12 protein-coding genes and 2 pseudogenes are annotated in these 14,756 nt (G+C 59.5%); 6 read left to right on the top strand and 8 right to left on the bottom strand.

All coding sequences use genetic code 11. The annotated features are described in order from the left end of the window. Nucleotides 1–592: 592 nt before the first annotated feature. Entirely contained in the window at nucleotides 593–916 is a 324-nt protein-coding gene (locus QQK63_RS15080) for a hypothetical protein (protein WP_277822255.1), read from the bottom strand. Nucleotides 917–927: 11 nt separating this feature from the next. Continuing rightward, nucleotides 928–1,227 (bottom strand): helix-turn-helix transcriptional regulator, encoded by a 300-nt coding sequence (locus QQK63_RS15075; RefSeq protein WP_277822257.1) that lies wholly within the window; start codon nucleotides 1,225–1,227, stop codon nucleotides 928–930. 363 nt (nucleotides 1,228–1,590) lie between these two features. Here QQK63_RS15075 and QQK63_RS15070 point away from each other — a divergent pair. The 4 genes and pseudogenes from QQK63_RS15070 to QQK63_RS15055 all read left to right on the top strand — a co-directional run. Beyond that, nucleotides 1,591–2,122, top strand: a pseudogene (locus tag QQK63_RS15070) (transposase); the annotation flags it as partial. Between the two features lie 326 nt (nucleotides 2,123–2,448). After that, on the top strand, nucleotides 2,449–4,263 hold the full coding sequence (locus tag QQK63_RS15065; RefSeq protein WP_277822259.1) for a GmrSD restriction endonuclease domain-containing protein: 1,815 nt from the start codon (nucleotides 2,449–2,451) through the stop codon (nucleotides 4,261–4,263). Nucleotides 4,264–4,290: 27 nt separating this feature from the next. Next, nucleotides 4,291–4,821, top strand: a pseudogene (locus QQK63_RS15060) (IS3 family transposase); the annotation flags it as partial. A gap of 205 nt (nucleotides 4,822–5,026) precedes the next feature. Beyond that, nucleotides 5,027–5,356 carry a hypothetical protein gene (locus tag QQK63_RS15055; RefSeq protein ID WP_277822261.1) on the top strand — a complete coding sequence of 110 codons (330 nt, stop codon included), beginning with the start codon at nucleotides 5,027–5,029 and terminating at the stop codon, nucleotides 5,354–5,356. A 231-nt stretch (nucleotides 5,357–5,587) separates the two neighbouring features. Here the strand turns inward: QQK63_RS15055 and QQK63_RS15050 are convergent, their stop codons facing one another. The 5 genes from QQK63_RS15050 to QQK63_RS15030 form a co-directional block, all read right to left on the bottom strand. Next, nucleotides 5,588–6,364, bottom strand: a complete 777-nt coding sequence (locus QQK63_RS15050; RefSeq protein ID WP_277822263.1) for an ATP-binding protein — start codon at nucleotides 6,362–6,364, stop codon at nucleotides 5,588–5,590. Nucleotides 6,365–6,456: 92 nt separating this feature from the next. Continuing rightward, nucleotides 6,457–8,199, bottom strand: coding sequence for a hypothetical protein (locus tag QQK63_RS15045; RefSeq protein WP_277822265.1), 1,743 nt, complete (start codon nucleotides 8,197–8,199; stop codon nucleotides 6,457–6,459). Next, entirely contained in the window at nucleotides 8,196–9,164 is a 969-nt protein-coding gene (locus tag QQK63_RS15040) for a metallophosphoesterase family protein (protein WP_277822268.1), read from the bottom strand. Before QQK63_RS15040 ends, QQK63_RS15045 begins: the two co-directional genes overlap by 4 nt. A gap of 12 nt (nucleotides 9,165–9,176) precedes the next feature. Further along, nucleotides 9,177–9,326 (bottom strand): hypothetical protein, encoded by a 150-nt coding sequence (locus QQK63_RS15035; RefSeq protein ID WP_277822270.1) that lies wholly within the window; start codon nucleotides 9,324–9,326, stop codon nucleotides 9,177–9,179. A gap of 265 nt (nucleotides 9,327–9,591) precedes the next feature. Then, the gene (locus QQK63_RS15030; RefSeq protein ID WP_277822272.1) at nucleotides 9,592–9,954 is read right to left on the bottom strand and encodes a VOC family protein; all 363 of its coding nucleotides are present in this window, start codon (nucleotides 9,952–9,954) and stop codon (nucleotides 9,592–9,594) included. A 206-nt stretch (nucleotides 9,955–10,160) separates the two neighbouring features. Between QQK63_RS15030 and QQK63_RS15025 the strand changes: the two genes are divergently transcribed. Both QQK63_RS15025 and QQK63_RS15020 read left to right on the top strand, forming a co-directional pair. Next, nucleotides 10,161–12,530, top strand: coding sequence for a putative bifunctional diguanylate cyclase/phosphodiesterase (locus QQK63_RS15025; RefSeq protein WP_277822274.1), 2,370 nt, complete (start codon nucleotides 10,161–10,163; stop codon nucleotides 12,528–12,530). 560 nt (nucleotides 12,531–13,090) lie between these two features. Next, nucleotides 13,091–13,768, top strand: coding sequence for a GGDEF domain-containing protein (locus QQK63_RS15020; protein WP_277822276.1), 678 nt, complete (start codon nucleotides 13,091–13,093; stop codon nucleotides 13,766–13,768). 275 nt (nucleotides 13,769–14,043) lie between these two features. Here the strand turns inward: QQK63_RS15020 and QQK63_RS15015 are convergent, their stop codons facing one another. Beyond that, on the bottom strand, nucleotides 14,044–14,592 hold the full coding sequence (locus QQK63_RS15015) for a tyrosine-type recombinase/integrase (protein WP_277822278.1): 549 nt from the start codon (nucleotides 14,590–14,592) through the stop codon (nucleotides 14,044–14,046). Between the last annotated feature and the right edge of the window lie 164 nt (nucleotides 14,593–14,756).

Genomic DNA, 14,756 nt, shown 5'->3' with positions numbered 1-14,756 from the left:
AGCTGATCTGGCGACGTAGGCAAGTTGCGGGTGAAGACGTCTTGCAACGAACTAGCGATCCACGCCTGATCAGCAGTTTTGTGTCGACGTTGCGGAAGATTCAACGCCAGAGGCGACGTAGGCAGAAACGGGATACCAAGATGATGACGGATCGCTGCATCGGCATCGTCGCAGCGACGCTTCATGTTCGACAGCGGAAGAGCCGCACCGGAAAGAAACGCAGCACGTGCTGTGCAATGGCTATGGTTGACGGGACAACCGGCGAAGAACTTTTCAGGATGGGCGAAGCCGATCCAGAGCATGGAACGGCTAGCCCAACCCATACCGTCGAAACAGCGCTGCCAGATCTCCACCCACTCGTCCGCGGAAGGCGCAAACCCCGGAGGCAAGGAAAGGCTGATATGAAGCCAACGATTTTCCGTCGAAAGACTTTCGGGTTCAGGCAACGACTTGAGATAGGCAAGGGTTTGCGGAACACCCGACCAAGGGATGGTGCCGCCGATGACGGTTCCGGGCACTCCATCTGCTTTCGCGTCAATGCCGTAGCGGACGGGCTGCGCCGGCTGCGGAAAGAAGGTGACGTAAGGACGCGTCATACGCCTCCCTCCTCCGACATGTGCTGGAAAGCCCGCGATCTCTGCAAATCCTTGGCCACCCTCTTTGCGTGAGGCAACCAGACAGCGACTTCTTTCGCGGCACCTGCCACCTCACTTCGGCTCAGGCGGTTTATCGCCAGAGCCAGTTCGTTGATGAGCTCATCCCGCTGCATGCTCTGGGAGGGCAAACCTGCCAAGACAGCCAGCCTGACGTAATTCGCTACGCTGTCGACGTGGCAACGAGCCATGTGGGCTTTAACAATGGCCCACTCATTTTGAGTAAGCCAGGCTTCAACCTTTTTCGCGGTTCTCTTTTCCATTACCCGCTCACCTAATCGCTGAAGCTGTTGGGGTCGAACGCATGGTCCGAATACTCGGCGCACGGCAATCCGCTGATGTAGTCCAGCACTTCGGCGTGAACGAAACGGATCAGCCGCCCGCTGGACAGCCTACGCGGCTGCGGGAATGCAGGATCAGAACGGATGGCCCGATCCAGCGTGGAACGCGAGATCCCCAGCAGCTTCCTGAGTTCCTCGGCCGTGATCAACCGAACGTCAGAGCCGCGCAATGGCTTCTGCGTAAGGTCCTCCATCGGCTGCCCGTTCGGGCACCGGTGCTTCTTCTTAGACATGTCGTCTTCTCTCCGTTTTGGCCCGCAGGGTTGACAATTCGGAGGTGAAGTCGCAGGACTTAGGTGTGAAACTAGACCAAAGCGACCTTTCCGAGTTGCACTTTTGAGCACGCGGGCGGGTTTCGATTACACATCCAGCTTGGCGGCTGGATGTGTAACTCGCAAACTTTTCTCACCTCACTTTAAAAAAACTTTTCAACGCTGGTAGCGCTGGGAGTCCGAGCGGCTTTTTGAAAACGGACGCGCGAGCGCACATCTGGCCTCCCTACTGAAAAGGGGTCCTCGCCAAAGTGGGTCCTCAAGCTGGAAGAACGCCGTGGGAACGCGCCCAGAAGAAACTGGTCTTGCCCCCATTTCACCGGACACTTCTCGGTCGATGGCACGCTGGTGAAGGCTTGGGCCTCGATGAAGGGCTTCCAACCAAAAGCCGATGCCACCCTGCCTAACGACGACGGGCCGGGCGATCCACCCGCCCCGAATGCTACGTCCGAAGCCGCGCTTTCCGAGACCCCAGCCGAGCCCGACCAGATGCCCCGCAACACCAAACCCTGCCGAAATGCCGAGGTCGACTTCAAAGGCGAGAAGCGCTCGAATGCCACCCATGCCTCGACGACCGACCCCGATACGCGGCTCTACAAGAAATCCCCCGGCACGGGTGCGGTGCTTTGCTTCATCGGCCATGCGCTGATGGAAAACCGCAACGGGCTGATCGTGCAGGGTGACCTGACGCAAGCCTACGGTCATGCCGAACGCAAGGCCGCACTGGACATGGTCCATCGTCCATCGTCATTCCCCCGGATCGACCCGGCGGCTTACGCTGGGTGCTGACGCGGGATATAACGCTGCCGGGTTCGTATCTGACCTGCGCCAGGCCTGCGTCACGCCCAATGTCGCCATCGGCCTGCTTCTCAACCAGCTCGATCAGCGCCATTCTCTCTTCGGTCAGCGTCGTCTCCGTTCTCGGTTCCAGGTGTCGCAACCCAAACCTTTTCCGAAGATCGGCGATGACCGCCCGCGTCACCCACGGCCCCGCGTTGCGCTACGCCGGAGGCTCCGCGCGTGGCCTCCCACACCACCACCCGGGACACTGCCTTGCAGCACGCTCTTAGGTTCTTTTTTTCTTTCTCCCAGATCAGCCGCCGGCCTTCGTTCAGACGGTCCTTGTCACTTGGCTGCTTCGGTTGACATAGTAACAGACCAGACACCGATATCGGGATACTCATGCAGATCTCCCCGATCCTCGACTACATCGACAATGGGCACATGGCGCTGCCCGAGTTCCAGCGCGGGTATGTCTGGGGACGGGAGCAGGTGCGTGGTTTGTTCCAATCGCTCTATCGAGGACATCCGGTTGGCAGCCTGCTGGTGTGGGCCACCGATGCCTCGACAGCCGCCCATCGCGGCGATGGAAAGCTCGCGCCTGGTGTCGTGAAATTGCTGCTCGATGGCCAACAGAGGATCACATCGCTCTATGGAGTTATCCGAGGCAAGCCACCGCAGTTCTTCGATGGCAACGCGAAGGCATTCACCGATCTACGGTTCAATCTCGCCACCGAAGATTTCGAGTTCTTCCAGCCGATCAAGATGCGCGATGATCCCCTTTGGATCGACGTGACTGAGGTCATGAAGAAGGGCAATGCCGGGATCGGGGACTTCCTGACGGCGCTGAGCCAGAACCCCGACAACCTGCCTAAGATCGGCGAATACGTCGGTCGCATGAACCAGCTCCTCGGCATCCGCGACAAGGCGTTTCACATCGAGGAGGTGACGGGCGCTGACAAGACGCTGGACGTGGTCGTCGACATCTTCAACCGGGTGAACAGCGGCGGCACGAAACTGTCCAAGGGCGACCTCGCGCTCGCCAAGATATGCTCCGATTGGCCTGAAGCCCGCGACACGATGAAAAGCAGCATCGCGCGCTGGCGTGCAGATGGCTATGACTTCACCCTCGACTGGCTGCTTCGTTCGGTGAATACCGTCCTGACCGGCGAAGCCAAATTCCTCTACATGCATACGCAAGGTGCCGACGACATCGCCGAGGCGCTCAAGCGCGCCGTTCGCCACATCGACACCGCCTTGAACATGATCGGCGGGCGACTGGGTCTCGATCATGACCGGGTCCTCTTCTCGAAATTCGCGATCCCGGTGATGGTTCGCTATCTCGACACACAGGGCGGTCGACTGGACGAAAGAACGCGGGACAAGCTCCTGTTCTGGTTCGTCCAGACCGGGATGTGGGGCCGCTTCTCCGGCTCTGTCGAGAGCTTTATCGACAAGGACCTTGGCATCCTCGACGAAACCGGCGGCGATCTGGACAAGCTGATTGCCGAGCTGCGCCTCGCCCAAGGTGGCCTGCGCGTCGAGCCGGGGCATTTCCATTCATGGAGCGTCGGTTCGCGGTTCTACCCCGCCCTCTACATGCTGACCCGCATGACCGAGGCGCGGGACTGGGGCACCGGCCTCCCCCTGAAGAACAACCTGCTGGGCAAGATGAGCCGCCTCGAGGTCCACCACATCTTTCCGCGCGCCCGGCTTTACGACGCGAATTACGCGCGCTCCGAGGTCAACGCGCTGGCCAATTTCTGCTTCCTGACCAAGGATACGAACCTCTCGATCTCCGACCGCAGACCGGAAGACTACCTCCCCGAGATCGAGGCCGCCCATCCCGGCGCGTTGCGGTCGCAATGGATACCTGACGACCCGTCATTGTGGCGGATCGAAAACTACCGCGACTTCATGGATGCCCGCAAAGAACTGTTGGCGGACGCAGCCAATGCCTGCCTAGCCTCCCTGCTTCACGACGACACGTCTCTGCTGGACGGCGCCCGCGCGGCCCGGATCAACGATCGGGTGCTTCTGGGTGGGATCGGCACCGAAGACGAGGCGGCCGAGTTGGAAGGGCTCAACGATTGGGTGGCGGCTCAGGGCTTTCCACGGGGCGAAATGGCCTTCGACCTCGCCGCCGCTGCGTTACATGAGGACTACGCAGCGCCGGGCCAGCTCAGCCCCAGAGGGGTCAATATTGGACGCCGATAAGGGGTCACGATTGGATGCCGATTGACACTGGAACAGAAGTTCGAGACATCCGCGCCCGATCAGATCTGGGTCACCGACATCACTTACATCAAGACCCACGAGGGCTGGCTGTACCTGTGTGTCGTCATCGATCTGTTCTCGCGCCGCGTCGTTGGTTGGTCCGCCCAGTCCCGCATGACGACGGACCTGGCGCTCCAAGCTCTTCTGATGGCTGTCTGGCGACGAAAGCCGTCTGACCGGGTCACGGTGCATTCAGACCAGGGGTCCCAGTTCACCAGCCGCGAATGGCAGACCTTCCTACGCCAGCACGACCTTGAACCGAGTATGAGCCGACGCGGGAACTGCCATGACAACGCAGTCGCGGAGAGCTTCTTCCAGCTCCTGAAACGGGAGCGCGTCCGGCGTCGCACTTACCCGACCCGCGATGCTGCCAGGCAGGACGTGTTCGAATACATCGAGCTGTTCTACAACACGAAGCGTAAGCACACGAACAACGGCATGCTGTCGCCCGTTGATTTCGAGATCAGACAGCAGAAACTGAATGACGCAGGTGTCTAGGAAACTAAGGGCACCTCACGATGGCAGTAAGAGCGGCGATAAGGCCGAGGAATGTGAGCAGGAGTCCTATGGAGACAAAGAGCCCGGGAAGAATGCGCCACCACGCTATTGCGAACCCCAGGTCCTCCGGGTCAAAGAATGTCGAAGGTCGCAAGCTGTTGCGGACCACATCGTTGCTGTCCGCCTCAGGGAACACCATGGTCTCATGGTATTCGCCCCAAGCAACGCCGAGTGCCCGCTTATACTCTGTATCCCTGAAGAACCCCAACAAACCTGGTTTCGCATCCCGAGCCTGGGTGAAAGCCCGGTGAACATCGGCAATCTGTGCAACGAAGGCCTTTCTGTCTGGCGCTGTGCTTACGGTTCTAACAGCCCAACGCAGCGCCTTGGTCCGTTTTCTGCGCTGGATGAGGATCAAAAAACCGCAGAGAAGTGCGAGCACGAGCAGCACAAGGCTGACTGCACCTGGCGTCCAGTCATCGCGCAACAGCTCAGCAAGCTGAAGGATGCTGTTGCGAACCAAAAGACCTATTGAACTGATTTCCGTTAGCACGTTCTGCTTACCTCACTTGAGCATGTCGAATTTGGAGTTGGATGCCTACCTCATAAGACCGCGGCATTCTTGTGTGCCGCCGCCTCCGTGATGCGATGCGGTAGGTGTTTGTCGGGTGCGTGTGCGTTCAGGCGCTTGAGGTCGAGCCGCGTGGCATGGGCACAGGACGCAAAGCGCATGAGGTCCGACACCGAGAGGCGTATCTGGCCGCGGTCAAGCTTCATGGGTCGCCGCCGACGCGATGCTCAGCGCCTTGCCCCCGAGATCGCGGAAGGCGCGTTGGCGGCAGCTCAGGACGATGATCTGCAGATCGCCCGCCTGCCGGTGCAGGGCATCGAACATCCGCTCGATCCGGTCGTCATCGGTAAAGACCAGCGCATCGTCGAGGATGACCGGGGCGTGGCGTCCGTCCTTCGACAAGAGCCGCGCGAAGGCCAGCCGCACCAGAAGCGCGATCTGTTCCTGCGTGCCGCCCGACAGGATGTCGACCGTCTCCTCCTGGCCATTTCGGATCAGCGATTGCGGCAGCAGGGTGTCGTCGGCCCAATTCAGCTCGGCATCGGGCCAGAGCAGGTGCAAAAGCGGGCGCAGCTCGCCGGCGACAGGTTCGAAGTAACGGTCGCGGGCTTCGAGGCGTGCCCCCTCGAGGGCGGCTTGCAGGCGCTCGAGGACCTTCACCTCGCGTGCAATCCGGGCCAGCCGCGCCTCGGCCGCCTCGAGCTTGTCCGCAGTTTCCTGCAGCCGCTCCTCGACCGCATCGCCGGCGGCGTTGCGGATGCGTTCGTTCAGCGCCGCGATGGCCGGTCGCAGCTCGCCGATCCGGTTCCGAGCCGCATCCTCGATCGACTGGGCGCGGGTCAGCGCAGCTTTCGCAGCAGCGATGTCCGGCGCGGCCGACTGTGCGTCTTTCAGGTCAGTTTCGGCCTGGCCACGCTTTTCGTCTGCTGCGGCGAATTGCGATGCCAGTTCGGCCTCATCTGTCTGGGGCATGCCGTCCATCGCTTCGATGGCCGAGATCAATTCCCTTGCGGCCCCCTCTTGGCGAACGAGAGCCGTTGTGTGCTTGGTGCGTGCTTCATCCCTCAAGTCCCGCGCCACCTCCATTTGGGCGCGAAGCTCTGCGACGATGCCGCTCTTGGTGTCGAGAGCTGCCTCTGCCTCTGCCTCTTCCAAGGGTGGCAAGTCTTCGACCTCCTTCTCTTCCGCCGGCTGGGGCAAGCCGGCGAGTTGCTTCTGCAGATCTGCGATGCCCTTCGGGGCATGAGCCATGAACTCGGCTTCCAGCTTAGCCAGCGGGGGTTTGCATGCTGACGCGCATGGTGAGCGCGTGCGGCTTCTTCTAGGGACGAGACCCCAAGCTCCTTGAGAGCCTCGGCAAGATCCGCCTCGGCCTGGGAGACATCCCCAATGCCCTCCGGCCCTGCGCCTGGATGCACCGTCAGTTCGCCAAGGCCGTCGAGCGACAGCACCGTGTCAGAGTGGATCGTCAGTGCCTTGCCGTCGGCGAGCACCTTCCCTGCGTGAACCACGCTTCCGTCACGGCCAGAGGCGTAGCGCACGGTCACCCTGGTCGCTGTGCTGTCCCTGAGGGCGCGCGCGGTCGCTAACGCGGAATCAAGACCGCGTAGCCGTTCCATGTCTTTCTCATCGGGCCCGATCGAGGATCCGGCCTTGGCAGCTTCAACCTTGCCACGGGTAGACTGGGCTTTCTCGAGACGCTCTTCGAGTTCCGCGCGGCGGTCACGTGCGCTCTTCGCTTGCACACGGCGCAAAAGAGCATCTGCCTGCCGGCGCTCTTGCTCAGCCGCGTCATGAGCGTTTTTCGCGTCTGCAAGGTTCTTCTCAGCCTCGGCAAGTGTTACGGCAGTCTTTTCGAGCTGGGCACGGGCCTCCTTATCCGCCGTTTGTGCTTCCGATCTGGCTTTGACGACCTCTCGGAACGTCTGAAGCTCCTGTCTCGCTCGGCCGGCGATCAGCGTGGCTGTCTGGACAGCCTGCTCGGCGGCTTGGACCTTGCCTGCATGGGTCTCGGCTGCTTGGAAGGCGACCTTTGCCGCTTCGAGCCGCGCCTTGCGATCTGCGACGGCATCCGGTGCTTCCAGTTCGGCCAACTCCCGCCGGTTCCGGTTGCGCTCGTCGAGCGCAGATTGCAGGTCCGTGACCTGCTTGACAAGGCCATCCCGATCCCGTGTCAGGGTCTCGACCTCAAGCAGGGCGGCAGCCGATGGCCCTCCGGCCCTCTGGCGCCCCGTCGCGGTTGCATAGACCAAGATTTCCTCGCGGCAGCGGGCCAGCGCGGCATCCATCCGGCGACCGCCAGTCATGGCCTCGACCTCGCCTGTCACCGAAGACAGAAGATCCCGGCGCGCTTCCAGAGCAGCCGTCTGTTCATTCTTCTCTCCGTCGGACAGGCCGACGAGACCTTGTCGCACCCAGAGAAGGCCGGAGGGGCCACCATCCCCGCCGCCAAGAAGTCGCGAGATCCAGGCTTCGGCCTCGTCAGCCTGTGCGATCAAAACGTCTCCGCGAGTGACCTTCGCTTCGGATTTTCCGAACCAGGTCTTGGAGATCACGAAGCGCCCTTCGGCGGTTTCCACCTCGACGGAGACCTTCGGAGAGCCTCCGGCATGGGGCCGCAGGTGTTTGATATCCTTCTTCGTCGAGCCATGCGTGACGAAGAAGAGAGCGCGGAGCGCATCGAAGACGGTCGACTTTCCGAACTCGTTGGGAGCGCTCAGAACGTTGACCCCATCGGAGATACCATCGATGCGGACCGGGTCGATGAACCGCCGGACATTCTCGAGCGTTATTGAGCGCAGCTTCATTTCGAGGCCTCCTTCGCATACGCGTAGAGGCGGTTTAGCGCGGCAGCCGCGATCGCGCGGTCCTCCTCGCGGATTGCCGGGTCTCCGGCTTCCATCATGAGCTGTTGTGCCGCGAGCCGCATCGCGCCGGCATGGTCGATCTCGTCAAGGTCGGCGATGCTGTGCAAGGTTCCCAGCCTGTCCGCTTGCAGGTCGAGATGGGCGAATTCGGGGGCGTGGCGTGCGACCGTGCCCCGAAGCGCCGCATGTTCGGCGAGCGAGGCCCAGCCCTCCGCCTTGATCCGAATGAGCGTGTTGCGCCGATCCGAGGCGGGCAGCAGCGCCTCGAGCGCGGCCGCCGCATCCTCGCCCTCGTGCAGCATGAGGCCCAGATCGCGCCACAGGAAGCTGCCGGTCTCGATCTCCCGCACCTCGGGTTCCCCGTTCCGTCCCGGGATGGCCACCGCAAGGCATGCGCCCCTTGCATCATGCTTGAACTGGTCCTGCTCGGGCGTGCCCGCGTAATGCGTGCGCGCCGAGACCTTCAGCCGCCCGTGCCAGTCGCCAAGCGCCAGATAATCGAGCCCCGCCGTGCTGTCGCGGTCGGGCGGGATGCGCTCGCCGCTCTCGGAAAAATCCACGACACCGCCATGGGCGAGGCCGATGCGCAGCGCATCCTCGGGCGTCTCGACCTGCGGCAACCCCTCGGTAAGATCGCGCCCGGCGGACCGAACGGGAACGGGGCAGGGCAAGAGGCTGACTCCGGCTTCAAGCTCGACCGGGGCGGTGTCAAGCAAGGCATGGACATTGCCGGGAGCATCGGCGCGGATTGTCTCCCAGACGGGTTCGGCATTGCGCATGTTGTCGTGATTGCCGGGCAGCAGCCACCAGATGACATCGGTCTCGTCGCGCATCGCGGCAAGCGCCTGACGCAGCACCTGCGGTGAGGGCGTGGCGGAGTCGAACGTGTCGCCGGCCAGAAGCACATGCCGGGCCCCCTAATCCCGCGCCACCGCCGCAAGGCGCCGGATCTGGTCGAACCGCGCCTCCATGAGCCGACCGCGCAGGTTGCCGTCCGGAGGCTCCGGGAGGCTCAGGAAACGGCGACCGAGATGCAGGTCGCTCGAATGGATGAAGCGAAAAGTCATAATGCAATCCTTCTACCCACTGCGCGCCCCGAACACGAACAGCGATCGGACGTATCAGACATCTGCACCCTGTGGGTGTCAATTTCTGACGTGAATAAGGGGTGCGGGAGACATAAATGCGTGGACAAAAAGAACATTTCAGGAACGACTTGGGTCAAGTTCGCTTGGACGGTCGGAATGACCGATCTGCCGCGGTTGTCTTTTGCGACAGTATTGTTGTCCGCAGGGGGCGGAAAGCAGACGTTCGGCACCACTGTCTTTGCCTTCAGGCGGTCCAGTTCTCAGGGGGCAGAGCATGGTATTCCTGCCCGAGTCTTTTGTACCAGGCGATGACCGCCTCCTGTTCCGCCCATGGCAGGCTCAGGGCGATGTGATGCGGCGAGGGTCCCGGACCGCTCACTGGCGGTCGGTCGCCAGCTCGAGTCTGCCCCGCGCCCTCAATTTCGTGACGGAACAACGCTAGTACCGTCGTATGGTCTTCGAAACCGTCAGCAATGCGGAAGAACACAATAGGCGCGTCCTGCGGGTCCCGCATCGGCTCCAAGCCGACCACGTCTCTATAGAACGAGACCATCGCGCTGTGATCAATGCACCCGATAGCGATTTCGCCAAGGGCGCGAACGGTCAAGCCTCTCTTGAACACTGAAACTCTCCTCCCCGGCGTCAAGAAAGGGGCAAAGCGTCCACAAGTCTAGAGGCACCTTAACTGAGTGGAAGTATCTGTTGTTAAAATAAGGATTTTTGTTGATTTTAGGAGTGATATTCTGGCTCTATTGTTCCGCAATATCACCCATCGCTTTTTTAGCTCCCAGCTCTTTGCCTTTAGGAAGCTCCATGGAACTCCAGTACTCCTTCGGCCTCTTACAGAGCATCGGCATTCTTTCTCTATGCACGCTCCTTGTAACCGTTGTTATCAACAAAGGGCTCGAGGGCGGCATTAGACATCTCGCTTCGGCAGCGCAAGGTCATCGCCTCCTGGACAGGCTTTTGTTGGGACTGGTCTTCGGCCTCACGAGCGCCGTTTTGATTGCTACAGCATACCATGCAGATAGTGGCTCGATCTTAGATGCAAGGGCCGCGCCCGCGCTTCTTTCGGGAATCGTAGGTGGGCCCGTTGCAGCGATCTTGACTGCACTGATTGGCGGCATCGCCCGCTACCTTGCGGGCGGCCCCTTTGTTATTGGCGGAACCTTAAGCTTAGGCGTTTATGCGCTCACCGGCATTCTATTGGGAAAGGCACTGCGTATCAGTTTGTATAGCGCTTCGCCTTACTTAATCCCTAAAATTGCGCTCGCATCCCTCATATCAAGTATTTGCGTGATTCCTTCCTTTTTTATGGACCAACCCATGTTTGCATCATGGGAAGTTATAAAACTGGTATTTCCCTCAATTCTACTCCAAAATGTGCTTGGGGCTGTTCTACTTGGCAGCGCATTAATCCTAGTCTTGCGGTATAATCAAAGTAGAAAAATACTTCTGAGTGCAATTGAGTCCCTGCCAGAAGCATTCGCGATTTACGATCAAGAAGATCGGCTGTTGGTATGGAATTCGCGCTACAAGGAAGTTTACGCGCGCTCTGCTGACATGATCCAGAAGGGAATGAAGTTCGAGGATATTATCAAGTTTGGCTTGAAGAGCGGCCAGTATCTCGATGCAGTTGGTCGTGAGGAAGAGTGGCTCGAAGAGCGCCTACGTATGCATCGCAATCCGACCGGTCCTATCGAGCAGCGCCTTGCGGACGATGAATTTGTACAGGTTCATGAGGTGAGGACCACCGACGGCGAAACAGTTGGATTTCGGACCAACATTACGCTCCTGAAGCGCCAGCAACGCCAACTCGAGGAGCAGGCCGCCGATCTCAAAGAAAAGACACAGCAGCTCATTACCGCCAAAGAGCTTTCGGACCTGATGTCACGCACTGATGAACTGACAGGCCTTGGTAACAGGCGCGGGCTCGATGCGGCGATCGAAGAGTTTTTCAATCGCATCGACGCGGGCATGGAAATCTGGGCTCTTCTTATTGATCTTGACCATTTTACTACTGTCAACGACCTGTTCGGGCACAAGGGTGGTGATCGTCTTCTTGTTCACGTCGCTAAACTCTTGTCCGAGATCGCGCCAGACGGCGCTTATGTTTCGCGTATTGGAAGTGATGAGTTCGTAATGGTCCTATCAGCCCAACCAGGCGACGGGACTGCAGAGGCCACGGCGCGGGCCATCATTTCCGCATGCGAGAAGCCACTTCTTTATGAGGAGCAGGAGATCCACTTCGGGGCGAGCCTAGGCTTGTCCATGTCAGACGATCGCGGCTGCGTCAGCCTTATCGAGAATGCCGATATAGCCTTGCGGAAGGCAAAACAGTCAGGCCGTGGTCAATACCACCTATTCACGCCAGAGATGCGGGCGCTGGCTGAGACAAGGAAGTGGATGGCTGACGAGTTGGTCGACGCGATCGCATCAAGTCAGATCAGGCCCCATTTCCAGCCTCAGGTGAGCGCACTTGATCATGCCTTTGTCGGCGTCGAGGTATTAGCCCGTTGGCATCATCCGACGGAAGGTTGGATCCCTCCGAATACTTTTATTCCCTTAGCGCAGGAGTTCGGTCTTCTCACTGATGTTGAGGAACTTGTAGCGCGAGAGTCCATTTTGATGGTTCAGCGCTTGAAGGCAGATGGGCTACACGTCCCGAAACTATCGCTCAATGCGCGCCTGAGCGAGCCTGAGGTCGTGCGGGTCCTAGAGGTGGTAGACAAGTTCCGACCGTGGTCCTGCGACATCGCCGTCGAACTTCTCGAAACCGTCGATTACAGCCAGAACTACGCGCAGCTAGAACCAATTGTAGAAAAGATCAGGGCTTCTGGAATAACCATCGAGCTTGACGATTTCGGAAGTGGCAACGCCTCCCTAACGACCTTGCTCAAAATGCGACCGGATCGAATCAAGCTAGATCGTCGACTTGTGGCTTCTCTTGCTAGCTCCGGAGTGACTACCAACCCTCTGGTAGAGACCATTGCGGAAATGTGCCAGAGGCTGAACATCCCGATGACAGCCGAGGGTGTCGAGGTTCAAGCGCAGGCGGAAATTCTGGCCAGCCTGGGCTGCGATGCGCTCCAAGGATTCTTGTTCGCCCCAGCCCTCTCTGAAGAAGAACTGAAGGAGTGGATAAGTCAGCATCGGCTAAAGGTTGCATCGGCGCTGTTGTGATGTCGGAAGTTCACTGGGCAACAGCTCACTACCACAATAAGCTCGGAAGAACGCCATTGGGGCTGCAGCGCAATAGTTAGTTTGGGGGTAATGGGGCGCTGTCGCCTAAGTTATCGGGACTAAGGTAGAATGACGCACCGAGCCGCGATATGATTACTCGGGCCCGTTGGTAGCAACCGCGAACATCCGCATTGAAGCTATCGGGCGAGAATAGCAGGAGTTGCCTGCCCCAAGAAACCTTGAATCCATGCGGTCATAACAGGGAACACCCGCATGCGTCCTAGAATCGAAGCCTTGCGAGTTAGTATACATCCCATATTGATCACTATTTCACGGAAAGTCGTAAAGACGAAGAAGTTGTGTGAGCTGATTTCGAGCTCTGGAGCCAAGGTCAAAACTATAGCGATCTAAGGTGAGAAAAAATGATTGCCATAGACTTCACGAGTTTGGCGCTCCTACTTGGAATGGGCTTCCTGCTACTAGGACTTTTGCCAGTAGTCAGACTGTTAAGGCTCACACGATCGCGATCCCTCCGCATTTCATGGTCGTTCCTTGGCCTTATGATCATCGGCTTTATCGCAGGCTATGCTTTCCTAATTGCCGCACTACCGAGATCTGCTGACCCCATCTTACTCGCCGTGATCAGCTCGATAATGGTTCTGGGCTCGTTGTTTGTGTTATCCGTTGCTTTTCTGTCTGCGCAGACTGTCAGTGATGTTGCGCGTCTCGCCGAGCTGGAGCGCGATGTTATCATCGACCCTCTTACCGGCATACATAACCGCAGGTTTTTCAATGATCGTCTAGCGGAAGAAGAGGCCCGGTTCGACCGCACGGGCGCACCGCTTTCGCTAATTATAGTCGATCTAGACCACTTCAAATCCATCAATGATCGTTTTGGCCACGCGGCCGGTGACCGTGTTTTGATTGTGACCGCTGCGCGATTGACAGAAATTGTCCGGGCGTTTGATGTGCTGGCCCGAATCGGCGGGGAAGAGTTCGTTATCCTAGCGCCGAACACAAACGCTGCTGAGGCGGAGCATTTGGCGGAGCGGATACGGTTGGCGATCCGAGAGAGCACAATCACGCTTCCCGGCTATGGGGAAGTTAGCATCACTGCGAGTTTCGGCGTTGCAACGCATTTGCCCGGGGAGCGCGCGCAATCCCTCCTATCGAGGGCTGATTCCGCGCTCTATGCTGCAAAGGCATCAGGGCGCAACTGTGTGGCTCTCGCGGAATAGAAACGGTATTTCTTGACTTGCGATAGTGCGGAAGCGTGATTTTGGCGCACTAGGGCATCGGTTATGGGCTGCTCCACACCATGCGCTGTTTGTGCTATCTTTGCGCTCCTGATCGTCGTCACTGTCCGTCTCCACTTGGGGCATTGGCTTTTTGGCACGACCGAGCCAATTCCGCATGGATGACGTTCGGAACTGTAACTCACCGTCATATCGGGGACGAATTCGAATGACCGCTTAGGGCCGACCGGCGCCTGGGGCCCCGGTCGGTGGGGTGTTTACAGGTCTATTCCCTCCGAGAGTGACAAGGCGTCCTCGATATCGACGCCGAGGTAGCGCACCGTGCTGTCCATCTTCGTATGCCCAAGCAGCAGCTGGACCGCGCGCAGGTTGCCCGTCTTCTTGTAGATCTGCGCGACCTTGGTCCGCCGCATGGAATGCGTGCCGTAGGCACTCGGTTCCAAGCCCAAAGACATAACCCAACCCCGGACAATCCGCGCATACTGTCTCGTGGACAGGTGCGAACTGCAATGGATCCGGCTGGGCCACAGGAACTCTCGGCCGATCATCTCAGGGTCGCCGATCCATCGTTCGAGGGAAACTCTCGTGGTCTCGGTGATCTCGAACCGGACCGGCTTGCCGGTCTTGCTCTGGATCATCGAGGTCCGCTCCTTGACGCGCCCGGCGGCGAAGACATCGCGGACCCGGAGGGCGACGAGGTCGCAGCCGCGAAGCTTGCTGTCGACCGCCATGTTGAACAACGCGAGGTCGCGCGCATTGCCTGCCATCTCGAGACGGACGCGAATGGACCAAACATGCCGCGGCATAAGTGGGCGTTTCTGGCCGATGATGCGGCCCTTGTTCCGTAACCACCCGGTTGGTACCGCGGCTGATCAGGCGGCCTCGGCCTGAGCGGCGGCAATGGGCGTCCAGTTCCACGGCAGGAGCTCGTCGAGCCGGTTGATCTTGTGATCGTGGATGCGGTCGAGTA

This window comes from Roseicyclus marinus (assembly GCF_030163795.1).
Taxonomy (GTDB): Bacteria; Pseudomonadota; Alphaproteobacteria; order Rhodobacterales; family Rhodobacteraceae; genus Roseicyclus; species Roseicyclus marinus.
The sequence above is the reverse complement of the archived record's forward strand: the minus strand, read 5'-3'. Positions and strand labels throughout refer to the sequence as shown.